The sequence below is a fragment of the Caballeronia sordidicola genome, from assembly GCF_000729995.1.
Classification (GTDB): Bacteria; Pseudomonadota; Gammaproteobacteria; order Burkholderiales; family Burkholderiaceae; genus Caballeronia; species Caballeronia sordidicola_A.
In genome coordinates this window covers 18,016-38,829 of sequence record NZ_JNFG01000028.1, presented here as the reverse complement: position 1 = coordinate 38,829, position 20,814 = coordinate 18,016, and the positions used below count along the sequence as shown (strand labels likewise).

Annotated in this window: 18 protein-coding genes and 1 pseudogene; 13 read left to right on the top strand and 6 right to left on the bottom strand. The window is 59.4% G+C overall.

Annotated features, from left to right (window positions below; genetic code table 11):
- Positions 1–679 precede the first annotated feature (679 nt).
- The 3 genes from gyrB to dnaA form a co-directional block, all read right to left on the bottom strand.
- Complete coding sequence (gene gyrB / locus FH08_RS0125000) at positions 680–3,151, bottom strand: DNA topoisomerase (ATP-hydrolyzing) subunit B (RefSeq protein ID WP_031360984.1); 2,472 nt, start codon at positions 3,149–3,151, stop codon at positions 680–682.
- A gap of 159 nt (positions 3,152–3,310) precedes the next feature.
- On the bottom strand, positions 3,311–4,414 hold the full coding sequence (dnaN, locus tag FH08_RS0124995; protein WP_031360983.1) for a DNA polymerase III subunit beta: 1,104 nt from the start codon (positions 4,412–4,414) through the stop codon (positions 3,311–3,313).
- A gap of 491 nt (positions 4,415–4,905) precedes the next feature.
- The gene (dnaA, locus tag FH08_RS0124990; RefSeq protein ID WP_031360982.1) at positions 4,906–6,498 is read right to left on the bottom strand and encodes a chromosomal replication initiator protein DnaA; all 1,593 of its coding nucleotides are present in this window, start codon (positions 6,496–6,498) and stop codon (positions 4,906–4,908) included.
- A gap of 418 nt (positions 6,499–6,916) precedes the next feature.
- Here dnaA and rpmH point away from each other — a divergent pair, with 418 nt between their 5' ends.
- The 4 genes and pseudogenes from rpmH (at position 6,917) to yidC (ending at position 9,722) form a co-directional block, all read left to right on the top strand.
- Positions 6,917–7,051 (top strand): 50S ribosomal protein L34, encoded by a 135-nt coding sequence (gene rpmH, locus FH08_RS0124985; protein ID WP_006998755.1) that lies wholly within the window; start codon positions 6,917–6,919, stop codon positions 7,049–7,051.
- 53 nt (positions 7,052–7,104) lie between these two features.
- A complete protein-coding gene (rnpA, locus tag FH08_RS0124980; protein WP_051888490.1) occupies positions 7,105–7,590 on the top strand; it encodes a ribonuclease P protein component in 486 nt (161 codons plus the stop codon).
- Between the two features lie 66 nt (positions 7,591–7,656).
- Positions 7,657–7,878 (top strand): annotated as a pseudogene (gene yidD, locus FH08_RS51420) (membrane protein insertion efficiency factor YidD); the annotation flags it as partial.
- A 170-nt stretch (positions 7,879–8,048) separates the two neighbouring features.
- Positions 8,049–9,722, top strand: a complete 1,674-nt coding sequence (yidC, locus tag FH08_RS0124970) for a membrane protein insertase YidC (protein WP_031360979.1) — start codon at positions 8,049–8,051, stop codon at positions 9,720–9,722.
- 85 nt (positions 9,723–9,807) lie between these two features.
- On the opposite strand, the gene FH08_RS0124965 is transcribed toward yidC, so the two are convergent.
- Complete coding sequence (locus FH08_RS0124965) at positions 9,808–10,227, bottom strand: hypothetical protein (RefSeq protein ID WP_031360978.1); 420 nt, start codon at positions 10,225–10,227, stop codon at positions 9,808–9,810.
- A gap of 313 nt (positions 10,228–10,540) precedes the next feature.
- On the opposite strand from FH08_RS0124965, the gene mnmE reads away from it, so the two are divergent.
- From mnmE to FH08_RS0124945, 4 genes are all read left to right on the top strand, one after another.
- On the top strand, positions 10,541–11,929 hold the full coding sequence (mnmE, locus tag FH08_RS0124960) for a tRNA uridine-5-carboxymethylaminomethyl(34) synthesis GTPase MnmE (protein WP_031360977.1): 1,389 nt from the start codon (positions 10,541–10,543) through the stop codon (positions 11,927–11,929).
- Positions 11,930–11,996: 67 nt separating this feature from the next.
- Entirely contained in the window at positions 11,997–12,134 is a 138-nt protein-coding gene (locus FH08_RS52630) for a hypothetical protein (protein ID WP_160172500.1), read from the top strand.
- A 533-nt stretch (positions 12,135–12,667) separates the two neighbouring features.
- The gene (locus FH08_RS0124950) at positions 12,668–13,033 is read left to right on the top strand and encodes a type II toxin-antitoxin system RelE/ParE family toxin (protein WP_031360976.1); all 366 of its coding nucleotides are present in this window, start codon (positions 12,668–12,670) and stop codon (positions 13,031–13,033) included.
- Positions 13,026–13,346, top strand: a complete 321-nt coding sequence (locus FH08_RS0124945) for a helix-turn-helix domain-containing protein (RefSeq protein WP_031360975.1) — start codon at positions 13,026–13,028, stop codon at positions 13,344–13,346. The genes FH08_RS0124950 and FH08_RS0124945 overlap by 8 nt, the downstream gene beginning before the upstream one ends.
- A 209-nt stretch (positions 13,347–13,555) precedes the next feature.
- Here FH08_RS0124945 and FH08_RS0124940 read toward each other — a convergent pair whose 3' ends face one another.
- The gene (locus tag FH08_RS0124940) at positions 13,556–14,182 is read right to left on the bottom strand and encodes a LysE family translocator (protein WP_031360974.1); all 627 of its coding nucleotides are present in this window, start codon (positions 14,180–14,182) and stop codon (positions 13,556–13,558) included.
- A gap of 541 nt (positions 14,183–14,723) precedes the next feature.
- On the opposite strand from FH08_RS0124940, the gene sap1 reads away from it, so the two are divergent.
- Both sap1 and FH08_RS0124930 read left to right on the top strand, forming a co-directional pair.
- Entirely contained in the window at positions 14,724–15,068 is a 345-nt protein-coding gene (gene sap1, locus FH08_RS0124935; RefSeq protein ID WP_031360973.1) for a surface attachment protein Sap1, read from the top strand.
- A gap of 363 nt (positions 15,069–15,431) precedes the next feature.
- Positions 15,432–15,983 carry a YaeQ family protein gene (locus tag FH08_RS0124930; RefSeq protein WP_031360972.1) on the top strand — a complete coding sequence of 184 codons (552 nt, stop codon included), beginning with the start codon at positions 15,432–15,434 and terminating at the stop codon, positions 15,981–15,983.
- Positions 15,984–16,004: 21 nt separating this feature from the next.
- Here FH08_RS0124930 and FH08_RS0124925 read toward each other — a convergent pair whose 3' ends face one another.
- Complete coding sequence (locus tag FH08_RS0124925; protein ID WP_031360971.1) at positions 16,005–16,412, bottom strand: VOC family protein; 408 nt, start codon at positions 16,410–16,412, stop codon at positions 16,005–16,007.
- Between the two features lie 386 nt (positions 16,413–16,798).
- On the opposite strand from FH08_RS0124925, the gene ada reads away from it, so the two are divergent.
- From ada to gshA, 3 genes are all read left to right on the top strand, one after another.
- Positions 16,799–17,908 carry a bifunctional DNA-binding transcriptional regulator/O6-methylguanine-DNA methyltransferase Ada gene (gene ada, locus FH08_RS0124920; protein ID WP_051888489.1) on the top strand — a complete coding sequence of 370 codons (1,110 nt, stop codon included), beginning with the start codon at positions 16,799–16,801 and terminating at the stop codon, positions 17,906–17,908.
- A gap of 77 nt (positions 17,909–17,985) precedes the next feature.
- Positions 17,986–18,900: a DNA-3-methyladenine glycosylase family protein gene (locus FH08_RS0124915; protein WP_031360969.1), complete on the top strand. Its 915-nt coding sequence runs from the start codon at positions 17,986–17,988 to the stop codon at positions 18,898–18,900.
- A gap of 241 nt (positions 18,901–19,141) precedes the next feature.
- Complete coding sequence (gshA, locus tag FH08_RS0124910; RefSeq protein WP_031360968.1) at positions 19,142–20,761, top strand: glutamate--cysteine ligase; 1,620 nt, start codon at positions 19,142–19,144, stop codon at positions 20,759–20,761.
- Positions 20,762–20,814 lie beyond the last annotated feature (53 nt).

Below are 20,814 nucleotides of genomic sequence, written 5' to 3'. Positions count from 1 at the left end.
CCTTGAAGCAAAATTGGAGGGCCCGTTGCAAACAAAGGACGCTGAAATTGCCTCCAGCGCCCTTTGCCGATTAGTTCCGCTTACGCCATGTCGGGTAAGGCTTTTCGGCTATCGATGACCCCTTAAACGAAACTTTTCGTGGGAGCTTAAAAGAACTAATCCATGTCAGCACACACACACTCGCCCCAGCCGCCCACTCACTCCACCGTCACTGACTTCGCCGGATTCGACGCTTTTGCCGACGTCGGATAGGAGCGTATCAACGGTCATCGCCGCGTTGAAGTCTTTCGGAGGCTAGGAGCGCCGCGCATCTCCCGACACGACGAGCATTCGCTAAAGAAGCAAACCGGGCCACTTTACTACGATGCTCTGGCGACCAAGAAGTCGCTGTGCGTGAGCTGGGCGATGCTGTCTCTGGCAAAATCGCTTTCAGTACACTGGACTGAAGCGCAAGCGAGACCCGCAGACCAGCGAAGACAGCAGAAGTCGGGCTGATAAGCCCCTCTGATTGTTGCCCAGACTGAGAAAACGACGGCCGCCTCGATGAGGTGGCCGTCGTTCTCGCGGCTGTGACTTTAGCTAGGTACCACCAAACTGAGCTATCGGAGCGTATCCATCAATAAATTTCTCAGTGGATGAGTCCCAAAATCTCAGGTTATGGTTCCCGCTACACACAACCTCAAACATCAATATTCCCCGCCCGCAACGCGTTCGATTCAATAAACGCGCGCCTGGGTTCAACATCATCACCCATCAGCGTCGTAAAGATGCCATCAGCTGCGATCGCATCTTCGATCTGAACGCGCAACAACCGGCGCACGGTCGGGTCCATCGTCGTTTCCCACAACTGCGACGGGTTCATCTCGCCCAAGCCCTTATACCGCTGCTTGGTCACATTCCGCTCTGCATCCGCGATCAACCACTTCATCGCGCTCTTGAAGTCGGTAACCGCCATCGACCGCTCGCCACGTTTGATCACCGCACCCGGCCCGATCAACCCCTTGAACGTATTCGCGGTCGTCTGCAGTTGCTTGTAGTCCGCGGTCAGCTGGAAGTCTTCATCGATCACCGAAACCTTCACATTTCCGTGATGCCGGCGATTGATATGCAGCGACCGGATCTCACGCACCGCGTCATAAGCCGGCTCGACGGTCACCTCAGGTTTCAACGGATCGGCGCGTAAAGCGGCCTCCAAAGCGGCAGCCGAAGCCACGGCGGATTCTTGCGTCGTCAAATCCAGCTCGATGCCATCCATCACCGCTCCAAGCGCGTTGACGTCGTAAAACCGGCTGAGACGATCCACCACCGCTTGCGCGAGCAAATAAGCACGCGCCAATTCACCGAGCGCATCGCCGCTAATCGGCGTTGCGCCTTCGCTTGCAGTCAGCTCCGAACCTTGCAAGGCGAGCTTCAACATATGCTGATTCAGCTCGTGCGTGTCCTTCAAATACCGCTCGTCCTTCCCCGCCTTGATCTTGTAAAGCGGCGGTTGCGCGATATAAATAAACCCACGCTCCACGATCTCCGGCATCTGCCGATAGAAAAACGTCAACAGCAGCGTACGGATGTGCGCACCGTCCACGTCCGCGTCGGTCATGATGATGATGCGGTGATAACGCAGCTTCTCGAGGTTGTAATCGTCCTTGCCGAGCCCGGTTCCCAGCGCCGTGACCAGCGTCACGATCTGCTCCGATGAAATCAGCTTGTCGAAACGCGCGCGCTCCACGTTCAGCACCTTGCCGCGCAGCGGCAGGATGGCCTGGAACTTCCGGTCACGCCCCTGCTTCGCCGATCCACCAGCCGAGTCGCCCTCGACGATATAAATCTCGGACTTCGCCGGATCCTTCTCCTGGCAATCGGCCAGCTTGCCCGGCAAGCCAACGCCGTCGAGCACGCCTTTACGTCGCGTCATTTCACGCGCTTTACGTGCGGCGTCGCGGGCCCGCGCGGCATCGATAATCTTGTTCGTAATGATCTTCGCGTCGTTCGGCGTTTCCTGCAGGAACTCCTCGAGCGCCTTGGCGACCACGTCTTCCACCGGCGCACGCACTTCCGACGACACCAGCTTGTCCTTCGTCTGCGAGCTGAATTTCGGCTCCGGCACCTTCACAGACAGCACGCACGACAAACCTTCGCGCATATCGTCGCCGCTCGTCTCGATCTTCGCTTTCTTCGCGATGTCGTGATCGGCGATGTACTTGTTCAGCACCCGCGTCATGGCCGCGCGCAGGCCGGTCAAGTGCGTGCCGCCGTCGCGCTGCGGAATGTTGTTCGTGAAGCACAGTACGCTTTCGTTGTAGCTGTCGTTCCACTGCATGGCCACTTCGACCGTGACGTTGTCCTTCTCGCCAATCGCGTGAAACACGTTCGGATGCAGCACTTGCTTCGCTTTGTTGATGTATTCGACAAAGCCCTTCACGCCGCCGATAAACGCGAAATCGTCCTCCTTGCCGTCACGCTGGTCGGTCAGGCGGATCCGCACGCCGTTATTCAGGAACGACAGTTCGCGCATGCGCTTAGCGAGGATGTCGTAGTGGAATTCCACGTTGCCGAAGATGGTGATATCGGGCATGAAATGCACTTCGGTGCCCCGGTTTTCGGTGTCGCCTACAACGTGCATGGGCGAGTACGTAATGCCGTCTTCCGTCACGAGTTCACGGTTCTGCACCACGCCACGATGGAACTCCATGAAGTGCTTCTTGCCGTCGCGGCGCACGGTGAGGCGCAGCCATTCGGACAGGCCGTTCACGCACGACACGCCCACGCCGTGCAAGCCGCCCGACACCTTGTAGCTGTTCTGGTCGAACTTGCCGCCTGCGTGCAGTTCGGTCATCACGATTTCGGCGGCGCTGCGCTTCGGATCGTGCTTGTCGTCGAGCTTCAGGCCCGTCGGCACGCCGCGGCCGTTGTCGGTCACGGAGATGGAGTTATCGGCGTGAATGGTGACGTGGATGTCGTTGCAATGGCCGGCGAGCGCTTCGTCGATGGAGTTGTCCAGCACTTCGAAAACGAGGTGGTGCAGACCCGTGCCATCCGACGTATCGCCGATATACATCCCCGGCCTCTTGCGGACCGCCTCCAGACCCTCGAGGATCTGAATGGAGGATGCGCCATAAGCGTTGTCGGGTTGCGAAATTGGGTTTTCAGTCATGGGTTTTTTTCCGGTTCTGCGTCACTACTGGATCGCTACTGGGTCACTACGCGGTCACTGCGGGGATTGCTGCGCGGTCGCTGCATGAGACTTTTCGAAACGCCTTAAAAATGCCAAAGGGGCAATGCGCCCCTTGGAAAGTTTTTAGTTTTGGCCGCGTCAGATGCGCATTGGCATCACCACATATTTGAATTCGTCGTTCTCGGGAATCGTGATCAGGGCGCTTGAGCTAGCGTCGCCGAGGCTCACTTGCAGCATGTCGATCTTCAGGTTCGCGAGCACGTCGAGCAGATACGTGACGTTGAAACCGATGTCAACGCTGTCGCCCTGATACGCGATTTCCAGCTCTTCCTGCGCTTCTTCCTGGTCGGCGTTGGTCGACATGATCTTCAACTGGCCCGGCTCGATCAGGCAGCGCACGCCCTTGAACTTGTCCGACGTCAAAATGGCGGCACGCTGCAGCGAACGCTGCAATTCTTCGCGGCCGATCAGGAACGTGTTCTTGTGCGACTTCGGGATCACGCGCTGGAAGTCGGGGAACTTGCCTTCCACGAGCTTCGACACGAGTTCGACCTGGCCGAACGTGAACTTGACCTGGCTCGCGGCAATGTCGATGACCAGCAAGTCGTCGATGTCTTCAAGCAAGCGCTGCAACTCAAGGATGGTCTTGCGCGGGATGATCACTTCCTGGCGCGCGAACGATCCCTCGATTTTCATCGATGAAAACGCGAGCCGGTGGCCATCCGTTGCAACTGCCATCAACTGGTCGCCGTCCACCACCAGCAGCATGCCGTTCAGGTAATAGCGGATGTCCTGCTGCGCCATGGCGAAGTGGACCATGCCGAGCAATTGCCGAAAGGTCTTTTGCGGAACCGACAGGCTCGCGCCGAACTCTGTTGCCTGGTTGACGGTCGGGAACTCATCGGCAGCAAGCGTCTGGAGCGCGAAGCGGCTTTTGCCGGAGCGTACCGTCAGCTTCTTGTCGGTGAGATCGAGCGACACTTCACCCGGCGGCATGGCGCGCAGGATATCGAGCAGCTTACGAGCGGCAACCGTGGTGGCAACCTGATCGCTGCCCGTGCCGAAGTCAGCACGCGTGGTGATCTGAAGTTCGAGATCGGTCGAGAGGAACGACACGTCGGCGCCAGTCTTGGTGATCAGCAAATTGGCGAGAATCGGCAACGTATGACGGCGTTCGACGATTCCGCTCACGGTTTGCAGCGGCCTTAGGAGATTATCTCGTTCGGTCTTGACCAGTTGCATAGAGTTCCTTCGTTGATGTGACGGCCGTCCGCCGCTTGTGTCACCGCTGCAGTCCCCGCTTTTGCCACCGCTTTTTGAGAAGCGTTTGCCACCGCATGGATGACCTTCGGACGGTCTCGTGTCACGCGCTTGCGGCGATTGCCACCCGCACGTGCCAGGCTTGCGCCAAAACGCCGCCCAGGGCCGCTGGACGGTCAAACCCGTATTGTGCCTCAAAACCTGACCGCCCCCTGAAAATGGGGGCAATTTCGTCAATAAACAGGCCCATTATTTGGCGCTTTTTGTGGCGCTTTTGGGCGCAGGCGACAAACCGCCGTGCGCACGATCGTCAGCGGGCGTTCGGCGCGTATTTCGCCGCTTGCATGGCTAGTTGCTGATTCGGCGCTGGTTTGGGGCTGTTCGTCGTCGGCGGCTACGTTCAGCCGCCGTTTTCCTGCAGTTCGAGCGTCTTTTGCATTGCGCGCCGCGCGTCCCGTCGCCGCGCAAAACGCTCAACCTTTCAGCGTTTGCTCGAGCACGTGCAGTTCGTGGTTCAACTGAGCGTCCGTGCCTCGTTCCGCCGAAATTTTCCGCACGGCGTGCAGCACCGTGGTGTGGTCGCGCCCGCCGAACAATTCGCCGATTTCGGGCAGGCTCTTCTGCGTAAGTTCCTTCGCCAGGTACATCGCGATCTGACGCGGCCGCGCGATGTTCGCCGGCCGCTTCTTGGAATACATATCGGCGACCTTGATGTTGTAGAAATCCGCCGCCGTCTTCTGGATGTTTTCCACCGATATCTGCCGGTTCTGCACCGTCAGCAGGTCTTTCAGCGCTTCCTTGGTCAACTCGATCGAAATCTCGCGACCGTGAAATCGTGAGAACGCGAGGATCTTGCGCAACGCACCTTCGAGTTCACGCACGTTCGAACGCAAATGCTTCGCGACAAAAAATGCCACATCCTCCGACAAACTCACGCCTTCCGACTGCGCCTTGCGCATCAGGATGGCCACCCGCATTTCAAGCTCGGGCGGTTCGATCGCGACCGTCAGGCCGGAGTCGAAGCGCGAAATCAGCCGGTCATCGATACCCGAAATTTCCTTCGGATACGTATCGCTCGTGATGATCACCTGCGCCTTGTTCGCCACCAGGGCCTCGAACGCGTAGAAAAACTCTTCCTGCGTTCGCGATTTGCCCGAGAAGAATTGAATATCGTCGATCAGCAGCAGGTCGAGCGAATGGTAATAACGCTTGAAATCGTCGAAAGCCTTGCGCTGGTAGGCCTTCACCACGTCCGACACGTATTGCTCCGCATGGATGTAGCGGATGCGCGCGCCAGCCTTGTCCTGCAACAACTGGTTGCCGATCGCGTGAATCAGGTGGGTCTTGCCCAGACCCACGCCGCCGTAGAGGAACAGCGGGTTGTACGAAATGCCGGGGTTGTCCGCCACCTGGATCGCGGCTGCGCGAGCGAGCTGATTCGCCTTACCGGTCACGAAGTTGTCGAAGGTGAGAACGGGGTTGAGTTTCGAGCGCTCGTACGCCGAATCGTTTTCCCCATTCGACGATGTCGTGCCGCCCGGCCGCCATGTCCGGCGCGCGGCGGCGGCTTCGTTGGCGTCGAGGCTCGGCAGGTCGAGGTCGCCGCTGTCACCCTGGTCGTTATGTTGCAGCGATTGCGCGTGCTGCGCGGCTTCCGCCGCGAGGGCGTTGATGTGGGCGCTCGCGTTCGCGTGGCCGCCGTTGCTTCTTTCAGCGGGCTGCGCGGCCGGTCGCTGCATGGAAGGCGAACCCGGCGGCGCGCCAGTGGGCGCTGACGGAACGGAAGGCGCGGGCGCGCCCATCGCCTTGCGTGCTGTGGCTTTGGGGTCCAGAACAAACTGGATATCGACGGGTGCGTGCCAGAAATCCCGGGCCATATCGGCAATGCGCCCGGAAAACTGGCTTTTCACCCAGTCGAGCTTGAACCGGTTGGGCGCGGCGATGCGCAGCGTGCTCGCATCGGCATCGAAGTCGACCAGGGCCAGCGGTTTGATCCATGTGACGTACTGCTGTGGCGTAAGTTCGCGCTCCAGCAATGCGGAACAGTGTTGCCAAAAATCGTTCATCGAATGCAGTCGTTAGGGTTTACCGCGAGTCCTGCCGCCGCTCTCGCCGCCACTCGGCGACAAGGCCCGGTGCGCGCGGGCAAGCGTGCCCCAGAGCCTTGCCCACCATGCTTTTGCAGGCGGTACAGCGGACCGGGACAACGTGCGGTTACGTCGGATTGAGCGGAGATTCTAACGCCAAATGCAACCGCGGCGCGAGTTATCCACAGGGACGGACCATGTCGCGTTTCGGATCATCAGGCCTGTGGACTTCTTCGAAAACCGCTCGCCATGTCTCGTAACCTATTGACGGTCAATAGGAAAACGGTTTAAATAGCGGGTTCCGCAAAACCCGAATTCCTGTACCACCGGCCGGTTCGTCGCGTTTTTCGTCGCTTACGTCTGGCCGGCGGTCCGTTTTTACCCAAGTGAGACCAACATGAAACGCACTTACCAACCTTCCGTTACCCGCCGCAAGCGTACCCACGGCTTTCGCGTCCGTATGAAGACGGCCGGCGGCCGCAAGGTGATCAACGCACGTCGCGCGAAGGGCCGCAAGCGCCTGGCTGTATAAGGTCGCTTTTGACGGCGCACCCCGGCACTCGCCCAGACGCGTGCGACGGCCAGGTGCGCAGCACGACAAGCTCCGGACCGGAAACCAGTCAGTTGCGAGCGCGTGCCGCGTTCCCCAAGGCCGCAAGGCTGCTGAAAACGGATGAATACTCATCCGTTTTTCGTTTGCGCCCCTGGCGGCGGTCTCCGCACTTTGTCCTGTATGGCAAGCCGACAGGCAACGAGGCGCGACTGGGCCTGGTTATCGGCAAGAAGTTTGCGCCGCGCGCGGTGACGCGTAACCTGATCAAGCGGTTGGCGCGCGAGGCATTCCGGCTTCGGCGCGCGGAGCTTGGCGGCTGGGATATCCTGCTGCGGCTGCATGCGAAAATTGACCGCAAGGCCATGCCGAGCGCGAAATCGCCGCCGCTGCGCACGTTGTTTCGCGAGGAGATCGACGGCCTGATTGACCGTGCAGTGCGCGAAGCGGCACGGCGAATGGGAGAACAGGGTGCATCATCGACTATCGTCAACGACCCACCCGCGCCTGCGGGCTCATGAGCCGCTTCAGGCGCACACCGGCTTGGTCCGGTCGACCTGAGCGCGAATTTTATGCAGACGGCACGAATGGCAGAAACGGCGTTGATCGCCTTATTACGCTTCTACAAGGTTGCGGTGAGCCCCATGCTCGGCAACCGGTGCCGCTTTTACCCATCGTGTTCTGACTACGCGCGCGAAGCAATCCAGTATCATGGCGCCGCGCGTGGCTCATTCCTCGCAGCAAAACGTCTGTGCCGCTGCCATCCGTTTTCGGCTGGCGGCATCGATCTGGTCCCCGTGCCTCCGTCCGCCGCCGGCTGCGTTCAGCAGGATGGCGCGTCAGCGGCCGACCCAGTCGACGACTCTGCCCCGAGCGCATCGAATTTGCCAGATCCAGTTTCATCGAATCCGGCAAATTCAGTGAGTTCAAACCCCCACGGCGCCAATAACGCGCTCTTCGATCGACACTGAGACAACGCATGGATATCAAACGTACCGTCCTATGGGTCATCTTTTTCATGTCGGCTGTCATGCTGTACGACAACTGGCAACGTGACCATGGGCGCCCGTCGATGTTCTTCCCGAGCGCCGTCCCGACCAAGACGGTCGGCAGCGCTGCACCGGGAACCACGACGCCGGGCACGCAAGCCGCCGATTTGCCGGCCACACCGGGTGAACCCGGCGCACCGGCCGCGCCTGGTTCGAACGCACCCGCGACCGCCGCAGATCAGCTCGTGAATTTCTCGACCGACGTCTACTCCGGCCAGATCGATACGCGCGGCGGCACGCTCTCGAAGCTGTCGCTCGTGAAGGAAGGTGACGGCAAGCAGCCGGATCTGTACATCACGCTTTTCGATCACACCGCGACCCACACGTATCTCGCGCGCACGGGCCTGCTCGGTGGCGATTTCCCCAACCACAACGACGTCTTCACGCTCGTACCGGGCAGCCAGACGACGATGGGTGACGGCAACACGTTGCCGATCTCGTTCGAGTCGCCGGTCAAGGGTGGCGTGAAGGTCATCAAGACCTACACGTTCACGCGCGGCAGCTATGTGATCGGTGTCGACACGAAGGTGCAGAACGTCGGCACTGCGCCGGTTACGCCGCGCCTCTATATGGAGCTTGTGCGTGACGATTCGCCGGTGGAAACGCCGCGCTTCTCGCATACGTTCATCGGGCCGGCTGTTTATACCGAGCAGCATCACTTCCAGAAGATGACGTTCAGCGATATCGACAAGGGCAAGGAAGATTTTGCGCCCTCCGCCGATAACGGCTGGGTCGCAATGGTGCAGCATTACTTTGCGTCGGCGTGGATTCCGCAGCAGGGCGTGAAGCGCGATATCTACGTGCAGAAGATCGATCCCAAGTTGTATCGCGTGGGCGTGCAGCAGCCGTTGCAGACCATCGCGCCGGGGCAAACCGTCGACGTGCAATCGCGGCTTTTTGCCGGTCCGGAAGAAGAGCGGATGCTGGAAGGCGTCGCGCCGGGTCTCGAGCTCGTGAAAGACTACGGCATGGTGACGATCATCGCGAAGCCGCTGTTCTGGCTGCTCGAGAAGATCCATAGCTATGTGGGCAACTGGGGCTGGTCGATCATCCTGCTCACGCTGTTGATCAAGGCGGTGTTCTTCCCGTTGTCGGCGGCGAGCTACAAGTCGATGGCACGCATGAAGACCATCACGCCGCGCATGACGCAATTGCGTGAACGGTATAAAGGCGATCCGCAGAAGATGAATTCGGAGCTGATGGCGCTATATAAAACCGAGAAGGTGAATCCGTTCGGCGGCTGTCTGCCGGTCGTTGTACAGATTCCGGTGTTTATCTCGCTGTATTGGGTGTTGCTGTCGTCGGTGGAAATGCGCGGTGCGCCGTGGGTCTTGTGGATTCACGACTTGTCGCAGGCCGATCCGTTTTACATCTTGCCGGTGTTGATGGCTGTGTCCATGTTCTTGCAAACGCGGTTGAATCCCACGCCGCCGGACCCGGTTCAGGCCAAGATGATGATGTTCATGCCGCTGGCGTTCTCGGTCATGTTCTTCTTCTTCCCGTCAGGACTGGTGCTGTATTACGTCGTGAATAACGTGCTTTCCATAGCGCAGCAGTATTACATCACGCGCATGATGGGGCAGAAGAAGGTGGCGAAGGCTTAGGTTTTTGGCCTTCGGTTGGATTGGTTTGAAAACGCCCGGTTTATGCCGGGCGTTTTTGTTTCTGTGAGTTGTTTATGAATGCGCCTCAGCGCTTCCCACCCGTCCCATAAAACTGATCAATCAACTCCTCCAGCAAATACCGGTGATGCGACGACAGCGCCTCGATCTTCGAAGCCAGCTCAAGCGTTTCCTCCGACGCCGGATACTTCTCATCATGCGTGATCGGCTTCGGTGCGTTTTGCGGGTTCCCGCTCGGCGGAGGCCCGTAATGAAGCCAGTGCTGCTCGACCTTGAACCACTCAGCGAGTGTCGCCAGTTTGTCGGCAGTGGGAATTGAACGCGCGGTCAGCCACTTGTGCGTGGTTTGCGGCGACACGGGTTCGCCGTGATAACGCAAATTGAAATGCAAAGCGAGATCGGTTGCGCCGCGCATTTTCTCGGGCGCGCGCGTCATCGAAAATTTGAGCCGATCCGAAAAATCGGTTTTCTCTTTGGGTGTTGGCATGGTCGCGATTGTGCGAGGCAAACACAGTGGCGGAGTCAACCGCCTACGTTAGATATGGCGCATCTTTCTCATTTTTAGCGCGCTCAGGAAAAATAAGTCGAGAATGCCGCGATGAGTGATTGATCGCCGTGACCCAATAACGACCACATTTGCACCCAATGAAACGATGCACACTCACAGCCATTCCTATGGTTCATCATATCCCACTTAAGATAAATTAAGAATCCTCCTAGCGGACCGTGCGACGCAGCGAAACGAAAGCGCCACGCTACAATGCCGCCACTCGTTCACTCGCGTTCCGCTGGAAACAACCATGTCCAATAACGACACCGATCCGATCGTCGCGATCGCCACCGCGCCGGGGCGTGGGGGTATCGGCGTGATCCGGCTGTCGTTCGGGCGAGCGGGCGAAGCAGCGGCGAAACACGCAATGCTCGCGCTGTGCGGACAGTTGCTCGAGGCCCGGCACGCGAGCTATGTGCCGTTTATCGATGCGCGCGGTGACGCAATCGATCGCGGCATTGCGCTGTATTTCCCCGCACCGCATTCCTACACCGGCGAACACGTGCTCGAGCTGCAGGGACACGGCGGCCCGATCGTGTTGCAACTGCTGTTGCAGCGCGCTGTGGAGACCGGTCGTGAATTCGGCGTGCGATTGGCCGAACCGGGCGAGTTCACGCGTCGCGCGTTTCTCAACGACAAGCTCGATCTGGCTCAAGCCGAGGCTGTAGCGGATCTGATCGAGGCGAGCACGGAAGCTGCGGCACGCTCGGCGGGCCGCTCGCTCGATGGCGCTTTCTCGCGCGAAATCCATGCGCTCGTGGAAGACGTGATCGCGTTGCGCATGCTGGTCGAAGCGACGCTCGATTTCCCCGAGGAGGAGATCGATTTCCTGGAAGCCGCCGATGCCCGCGGCAAGCTCGCCCGCATCCGTGCCTTGCTGGACAAAGTGCTCGCGGACGCTCGTCAGGGCGCGCTGCTGCGCGAGGGGCTGTCGGTTGTGCTCGCGGGGCAGCCGAACGTGGGCAAATCGTCGTTGCTGAATGCGCTGGCCGGCGCGGAACTCGCCATCGTCACACCGATTGCCGGCACCACGCGCGACAAGGTCACGCAGACTATTCAGATTGAAGGCATTCCACTGCATGTCATCGATACTGCCGGCCTGCGCGACACGCAGGACGAGGTGGAGCGGATTGGTATCGAACGGACTTGGGGGGAAATCGGCCGCGCGGATGTCGTGCTGCATCTGCTGGACGCACGCGAAGCGCTAAGTGCCGACGATGCAGCAATCTCGGCGCGTTTTCCGGTGGGCGTGCCAGTGGTGCGCGTGCTGAACAAGGCTGATCTGGCAGGCGTAGAGGCATCGGCGGATGTGGCCGGTGATGGTGTGCGCGAAGTGCGTTTGTCGGCGAAAACCGGTGATGGGATTGCGCTGTTACGCAGCGAATTGCTCAAGATTGCCGGGTGGCAGGCGGGCGCAGAAAGTATCTATCTGGCGCGCGAGCGGCATTTGATCGCACTGCGAGCGGCGAGGGAACATCTGGCGATCGCCGCCGACCATGCGGACCAGAATTCGCAAGCACTCGATCTATTCGCCGAAGAGCTGCGGCTCGCGCAGGATCAGCTCAATTCGATCACCGGAGAGTTCAGTTCCGATGATCTGCTGGGCGTGATTTTCAGCCGCTTTTGTATTGGGAAGTAGGCGTCGCATGGCTCATGGCGTTCCTTGATGTAGGATTCCAGAAGAGAACGCACGCAGGGAGCCCAAAATGGCCAAACCCCAGGGTCTCGAAGAAGAGCAAGCAACTCGCTGCCGCAGGCAGATCGCGTTGGCTACCATCGCTGCCGTGATCATCATTGCAGGGCTTTGGCGAATGGCCGTGTGGTTTGGATGGCTTGGCGTGTGATTCGGGCTTCCTATCAGAGCGTCATGGAGTCGCCGAATCGAAGTGGGTGTACGCCGGCGCTTGACCGGCCCCACGCCGGATAGAAAGCCTATTCCGACCTTGGCATGGCTGAAAGAACTGAGCCCAGAGACGACCGCATTCCTGCTAAAAGTGGCATATGCACTCTGGAACCAGCGGTAGCTCGACAGAAGAGCGGAGGGACCGTGTCGCGGGAATTTTTTGGTCACTAAACTCAACATTTTCAGCAGCGTCACTCTTGCGGCCCGATAGCAACTCCACCGCTTTTGTATTGATGTAGCCTTGCACCACTCGACGTCTGCAGCATCTGAACGTTGTCATAGACCCCACCGTCGCGAAATCAGGGACAGGTCACGCTGATGCTAGCCTTCCTTTTCGCTGACCCGCGCGCGATGTGCGATGCGGGCTCCTGCCCGCGAGCCGGGATGGATCATGGGCGCGCCTGCGCCAGAATTTGACTTGAACGCTATACCACTAGGTGGCATAGTTGATGTTTATCGTCAAACCGGCATGCAATGCAGGCACTCACGCAGCGCGTTTTTAAAACAGCATGGTTCAGCAAGGCAGCCAAGTCGGCCGGCATTACCAACGACGATCTGTGCAAAGCCGCAAAGCAACTGATGGACGGCCAAGGCGACGATCTCGGCGGCAACGTCTGGAAGAAGCGACTGGACAGGAACACGAAACGTGGCCTCGTCGTGAACAAGGTGGGCAGAAGATGGATCTTCGTGTTTCTATTTGCAAAAAGCGACATGGACAACATCGGCGATATCGATCTAAAGAAGTTTAAGAGGCTCGCCAAGGACTATGGAAGCAAGACATCAGTCGATATCGACTTGCTGGTTGATCTGAAGGAACTATTGGAGATTTGCAATGGCTGACAAACGATTCAAGAGCGACGCTTCCGAGGCGATTCACAGCGCCGCGTCTGGCCTGTTTCGCGCGAAGCTTATCGACAAAAAGACAATGCGTGAGTATGACGACCTGTGCATCGAGGAGCCGCCCCGCTATGAGGCTAAGGACGTTGCACGTATCCGAAAGAGTGCCAATGTCAGCCAGAGTGTCTTTGCTCATTACTTGAACACGAGCCCTTCGACCGTCAGGCAGTGGGAGGCTGGTGCAAAAAAGCCGAGTGGTCTCGCGGCGCGCCTACTTCAAGTCGTTCAGAAACACGGCTTGGAGGTGCTCGCGTGATTCAGCAACCCACAGGCGTCGCCATAGCCCCTTCGGGGCGGCGAATGGGTTGAGACAACCAGTTGAAAAAAGCGAGGGTTGCTTGCGAACCCTCAGCCCATCCGGTGAGAGACCGTTTCGGTGAAGCCACCAGAATGGTCTCACCGGATCAGCAGCGAAGCTCGCGATAACCGACTTCGCGGTTCTCCAGGGCACCGCCCACCCGTCCCTTAAACCGCCTTCTTCCAAGCCGCCGCAAACACCCCCGCTCCCATCAACAACGCGCCGCCGGTCCGGTTCACCCCCCGCTGCACGCCAGGCCGCCGAATCGCGCGCCGGGCGACCGAAGCCAGCATCGCATAAGCAAACGCATTCGCCGCAGCCAATCCGACAAACGTCGCCTCCATGATCGCAATCTGCGAAATGCTCGCCACATGCGGATCGATGAATTGCGGCAGGAACGCAATGAAGAAAATGATGCTCTTCGGATTGAGCGTCGTCACCGCATAAGCGTGAGCGACAATCCGACTTGTGCGCAACTCGGTAGGCGCACTCACCGCATCGGCATCCATCACCGGCGCGCGCCACAACTTGATGCCCAGATAAACGAGATAGGCCGCGCCCACCCATTTCAAAACCATGAACAGTTCCGCCGATGCCGCGAGCAACACGCCAAGCCCGAGCATGGAAGCGGTCATCGACGTGAGGTCGCCCAACGCAACGCCGGCAGTCGTGGCGAGTGCGTATTTGCGGCCGTGGCCGAGCGCGTAGGAGACGACCAGCAGCACGGTCGGCCCGGGAATGGCAACAAGGATGGCGGAGGCAACCGCGAACGGCAGCCATTGAGCGAGGGTCATGGAAGCTCCTGTTAGGAAGCATCGATTAATCCACGAACATTCGCGTCTGACAAGACACTATGTAAAAAACGGCAGGATCGCGACATGACCCGGATTACACCCCGCCGCTGCACGGAAAGGCGTCGTGCGCCAAGTGTCTGACTTAAAACGAGTTCATCTGCCAAGTCACATTTCCCTGTTCAATTCCCGCATTCGGCACAGATTCTGCTTAGTATCAAACGGGCTTTGACCAGCGATCAGGTCCAGTATTTTGTTGTGTCTCCTCCCTCACTCGTGGGGTTAATGCCCGGTTCCAGTGAACTGGGCATCTTTTATTTGTCTTTTGTGTTTGCGCCGCATCATTCGCCATTTTGAATGGCGGTGCCGCGCGCTTAAAGCCGCTTAATCCCGAGTAGCCGTCTGCGACAATCTGTCTTGTTGCGAGCGCACACAAGTTGTGCTTGCCTCTTGCAAATTCTCGTCTAGGATAAACGCTGCATATTAATAACTAGTCACTGAATACATAGCTAAATCCCGCTAAAGAGTTGCATGGAGGCTATAGATGAAGATGCGCGCCATTGCTGGTTTTGCGATGATCGGCTTATTGGGCGCGATCACCTCGGTTCAGGCCCAGGACAAGGTGATCCAGCCGCAACAAACCTTCAGTTTCATGCCTAACGCGTTCGGCTGTTTATCGAAGGACAAATTCGATTCCGCCGATCAGCACGCCCAAGCAGGCGAGCAGCAGAAAATGCAGGAATTCTTCACCGGATTTCAATGCATCCCGGCTCCGGAAGGCGCTCATTTCCGTGTAGTGCAGGTTGTCGGCCATGACGTTGAATTTGTGAATGCCGCAAACAGCGATACGCAAGGCTTGTGGACTGCGGATCGATTTATTAAGCAATGAATTAACCACATGTAAATCACGGCCTGAAGGGATAACGGCGGCTTAAAAACCGCCGCTCATCTAATCGGGCAATTAGCTCGCGGCGTGAATTTATTCACGCCCGCCGGGTTAGTTACGCGTCCTCTCAGGACGGTCTTACGTTGCACCGGCAGTGGCACAGACCAATTCCGGGCCGCCGGCGACACCTCCCCTCCACCAGCGATTCCCCGCAACGAACGAACGCGTTCGGTATCATCACGCGTCGAACGTCATCGAACGTCATTCGGAACGCGTCGGTATGCGTGAGCACGCTGCGGATCCGCCCGAAACATCCGTTCTGAATTCCCCTTTTTCCGGCCTCTCAAACAGGCTTTCCGGTGTTGCATGGCCCTTAAATCCACAATCTACAAAGCTGAGTTGCAAATCGCCGACATGGATCGGCACTACTACGGCGACCACGCGCTGACGATCGCCCGGCATCCGTCCGAAACAGACGACCGGATGATGGTGCGTGTCGCCGCGTTCGCGTTATTCGCGAGCGAACGCCTCGAATTCACCAAAGGGTTGTCCGACACCGACGAACCCGATCTCTGGCAAAAGGATCTGACCGGACAAATCGAAACGTGGATCGAAGTCGGGCAGCCGGAAGAACGGCGCATCGCAAAGGCGAGCGGACGCGCGGATCGGGTGATCGTGATCGCGTATGGCGGCCGCACCTCCGAAATCTGGTGGCAGGGCGTCAAGGCGAAGGTCGAGCGGATGCAAAACGTGACCGTCTGGTCGCTCACCGATGGCGTGGCCGCAGCGCTCGGTGCGTTGGCGGAACGGACCATGCGGCTTCAATGCACGGTGCAGGACGGCGAGGCATCGCTGGGCAGCGCTACGGTAGACCCGGTCGCTATCGACTGGACGGTGTTCAAGGGAAAACCTCGCTGACGGATTAGCTAAGGACGCCGGTCACGCTTCCGGCGGCCCCTTCAACTCGACAAGATTGCCTTCCAGATCGAAGAGATACAGCGACGGGCCGAAGCCTTCAGCACCGTATCGACGGCCGTCTTCCCCCAGGAGCACACCGTTCTCAATCAGATGCGCGCGCAACGCGGCGGAATCGAAGGGTTCCACTCGCAGGCACAGGTGATCCATGTTGTTGCCCGTGCCCGGCGTGCCGCTTTCCGGCCGATCAATCTTTGCGCCCACCGCCAGCAAATCGATCAGCGAGCGTCCTGCGCGCATCTGCACCAACCCAAGGTCGCGCTGCTCCTTCTCTACCGGACAGCCCAGCACCGTCTTGTAAAAGCCCACCATGGCATCAAGGTTCGCACAGCGAATCACGACGTGATCAATCTCGCGGATGGATATTTGCATCGCGTGTCTCCGTTATTACGTGACAACCGACAACAACTGAGCATGAAAAGCCAGCTCCAAGTTTAGCAAGTGTTGCGAAACAGCACGGCTACAAAGGCTTCAAAGTGTACAGACGAAAAAAAGCCCGCTCGTTGCGGAGCGGGCTGAATCCATATCAGGAGGAGACATGGAGGAGACAGTTCCGATATTACACAGCCGATAGGGTCGACGCAACACTTATCGTAGTAAAAACCCCTATGGTGATGGTGTGTCGCATCTGTGCGTCATTTGTCCATGCGTTCACAGCCCCGTACTTCAAGGAAGAAATGACAGAGCAAGATCCGGCGAGTACCTATAGACGTCCGCCTCTAAAGTAGTCACGTACCCTTCGCAAACTGAGGATTGTGATGAAAACTGAATCAAGTACCGCTGCTTTCTCCAACGATGAAACGCGTTGGGACGCCTTGTCGAGCCGCGACTTAAGCGCCGACGGCGCATTCTTTTATGCCGTTCGTACGACCGGCGTGTTTTGCCGCCCATCGTGTGCGTCGCGCCAGCCCCGGCGTGAAAACGTCGAATTCTTCGATACTACCCAGCAAGCCGAAGCCGCCGGTTATCGGGCGTGCAAGCGGTGTCAGCCGGGCAGCCTGTCGCGCGAGCTGGCGATCGTGGAGCGGGCGTGCAAGGTGCTCGACGCCGACCCGCAGCAACGCGTGACGCTCGCGGAACTGAGCCGCGCCGTGCATGTCAGCGCGTTTCATTTGCAGCGGCTGTTTTCGCGTGTGGTCGGCGTGTCGCCGCGTCAATACCAGGCCGCTCGTCGCGCGGATACGCTACGCGGCGCGCTGCAACGTGGCGACGACGTGACGCGCGCCATGCACGACGCCGGCTTCGGTTCGACATCGCGGATGTATGAGGCGGCGCCCGCTGAGTTGGGGATGACGCCGTCGACTTATCGACGCAAAGGGGCCGGGCTGGTCGTGCATTTCGCGACCGCGCAAACGGCGCTCGGAATCGTGCTGGTCGCGGCAACGCCCAAGGGCATCTGCAAGATTGCTTTCGGCGATAACCCCGCCGCGCTCGAAGCCGAACTGACGCAGGAGTTGTCGGACGCGGAGCGGATCGAGGACAAGGCGCGACTCGCACCGTTTATCGTGCAGATCGATGCTTATTTGCGCGGCACGCGAGAGCACTTCGACCTGCCGCTCGATATCAGTCCAACGGCATTTCAACAGCGCGTGTGGGACGCGTTACAGAGGATTCCATACGGCCAGACACGCAGTTATACGGATATCGCCGAAACGCTTGGGTCGCCGCGGGCGGTGCGGGCGGTGGCGAATGCGTGCGCGTCTAACCCTGTGGCGCTTGCCATTCCGTGTCATCGCGTGGTGCATAAGGATGGCGCGCTGGCGGGGTATCGATGGGGAACCGCGCGCAAGGTCGCGTTGTTATCGGCGGAAAAAGAGCATCGGGTGGCTGCGCCGCTTGAAACCGTCGACGCGGAGGATCTGGGTTGATGGCATCTCCCAAACCACATTGAGCGCTACGATGCCGATTAGCATCCCGATCCTCTCTGCTTTCGAACGCGCCTAAATTGCCACCAACCAAACTCACCCGCATCCAGCTGCCCTACGTTGAACCCTACGATTGGTCACGCGTCCTGCGATTTTTCGCGGGACGCGCGACGCTTGGCGTCGAAGCGGTGGAAGACGGTGCGTATCGCCGTGCAATCGAGTGGCTCGGTGATTCGGGGACGCTCAGCGTAACAAAGCACGCCAGCAAGCCTTGTCTCGTCGCGACGCTGGAAGGCGCGGCAAGCCGCCATGCGAAAGCGATCGGCGAGCATCTGACGCGCATGTTCGATCTCCGGGCGGACGCACCCGCGATCGCCGCCCATCTCGGCCGCGATCCGTGGTTCGCGCCGCTGACTCAAGCCGTGCCCGGGCTGCGCGTACCCGGCGCGTGGTCCGGCTTCGAGCTGGTCGTGCGCGCGATAGTCGGCCAGCAGGTCAGCGTGAAAGCGGCATCGACCATTGTGGGGAGACTCGTCGAACGTGCCGGTACGCCACTCACCGATCATCCGCACGCCGGCACGGCTTGGCGTTTCCCCACGCCCGCCGCACTGGCCGCAGTCGATCTGGAGAAGATCGGCATGCCGGGCAAACGCGTGGCCGCGTTGCAGGGCTTCGCACGCGAGGTCGCAGCAGGCGCGCTGCCGCTGGACGATCCGCATGCGGACCGCGCCGAACTGCGGGCCGCGTTGCTGGCCATGCCGGGTATCGGTCCGTGGACAGTGGAATATGTCGCGATGCGCGCCCTACGCGATGCCGATGCGTGGCCCGGTACCGACTTGATCTTGATGCAGTCGTTGGTGGCACGCGATCCGTCGATGGCGAAAGCGGCGACGTTACGCGCGCGAGCTGAGGCGTGGCGCCCATATCGCGCCTATGCTGCCTTGCATGTGTGGAATGAGATCGCCGATCGCGCGGGGTCGGCGAAAGGCGGGTGAGGCTGCGCACGTCCAAAGCGCATTCAAAAAACCACCAGCGGTTACCCATCCGAACCGCAACGCCTGCATCATCTAGCAAACCCCATCGCCGAGACTTCCGCTCCAAACGACTCGAATTCGCGCAAACCCTTATCCGGCAAGGGTTCAAGCACGTCTTACACTGAGATGTTAAAGTGCCCGCTACCTAAAAAATCTGGTTCGGCGCATTCTGTTCTGCGCCCGACACGCAACCGTCGCAGCAATGGCAAATACGAATTTCTCATCTCCGTCTGACAGCGCCTTGCGCCGCCGCTTATCCGCACTGACCAGCGGCCCCCAAAGCGCTGCGTTGCGCCAGGGGCTGCGCGGCATCGAGAAGGAAAGCCTGCGGGTGACGCGCGACGGTACGCTTGCTACCACGCCCCATCCGCGCACATTTGGCTCCGCGCTCACGCATCCGCTCATCACCACTGACTACTCCGAAGCGTTGATCGAACTGATCACGCCGGCCGAGCACGACGTCGCGCGCACACTCGAGCAACTCGACGACTTGCATCGCTTCGCCTACGCCCATCTCGGCAGCGAATTGCTCTGGAACGACTCCATGCCCGGCGTGCTTCCCGCTGATCAGGACATCCCGCTCGGCTGGTATGGGACATCGAATATAGGCATGTTGAAGCACGTGTACCGGCGCGGTTTGTCGCTGCGATACGGCCGCACCATGCAATGCATCGCCGGAATTCACTACAACTATTCGCTGCACGAAGATGTCTGGCGTGCATGGGCCGCGCTCGATAACCGCAGCGGCGTGCCGCTCGTCGATTTCCAGTCCGAACGGTATTTCGCGCTGATCCGGAATTTTCGCCGCACAAGCTGGCTGCCGATGTATTTGTTCGGCGCATCGCCTGCGCTCAACGAGCAGTTCCTGCGAGGCCGCCCGAATACGCTCGAGACCTTCGACGCCACCACGCGTTATCTGCCGTACGCCACCAGCCTGCGGATGAGCGATCTCGGCTACACGAACAACCCGGCGCAATCCGCGTTGCTGCCGAGCTACGACACACTCGACGGTTACCTCGACGTGCTCGCGAAAGCGGTGAGCGAGCCGTATCCGGCGTATGAAGCCATGGGCACGCAGCGCGACGGCGAATGGGTGCAGATCAACACGAACGTGTTGCAGATCGAGAACGAGTTCTACTCGACCATTCGGCCAAAGCGCGTGACGCAACCTGGTGAGCGGCCGTTGCATGCGTTGTCGTCGCGTGGCGTGCAATACATTGAAGTGCGTTGTCTCGATATCGACCCGTTCGAGCCGACCGGGATTTCGCTGGAGACCACGCGTTTCATGGACGCGTATTTGCTGTATTGCGCGCTCGAAGACAGCCCGCTTTTGCCGCGCGCCGCCAACGAGGAAGCCAACGAGAACTTCGCGCGCATCACGAAGGAAGGCCGCAAGCCCGGCCTGACGCTGGCACGCGATGGCCGTGAAGTCTCCATGCAAGGCTGGGCGGATTCATTGCTCGACGCCATCGAGCCGGTCGCGCGGGCGCTCGACGCGCTGCATGGCATCGATGAACACATGACGGCTTTGAAGGCCCAGCGAGCACGATTGGCCGATGTCTCGCTGACGCCGTCCGCCCGCGTGCTCCAGACCATGCGCGAGCGGCATCAAAGCTTCAACGAATTTGCGATGGAACTGAGCGCAAAGCATGCCGATTACTTCCGTGGCCGTCCGCTCAGCGCTGACGTCGAGCGCGAAATGGCGGCGCTCGCTGCAAAGTCGCTGGATGATCAGGCAAGAATCGAGCGTGAAGAAGTCGGTTCGTTCGATGCCTTCGTCGGCGCTTATCGTGCTTACACGTTGAACCGCATTAGCGTTTGAACTTGCTGGGCGCCGGCTTCAAAGCCGGCGCCCATCGCAAATCCAGCAGCTTT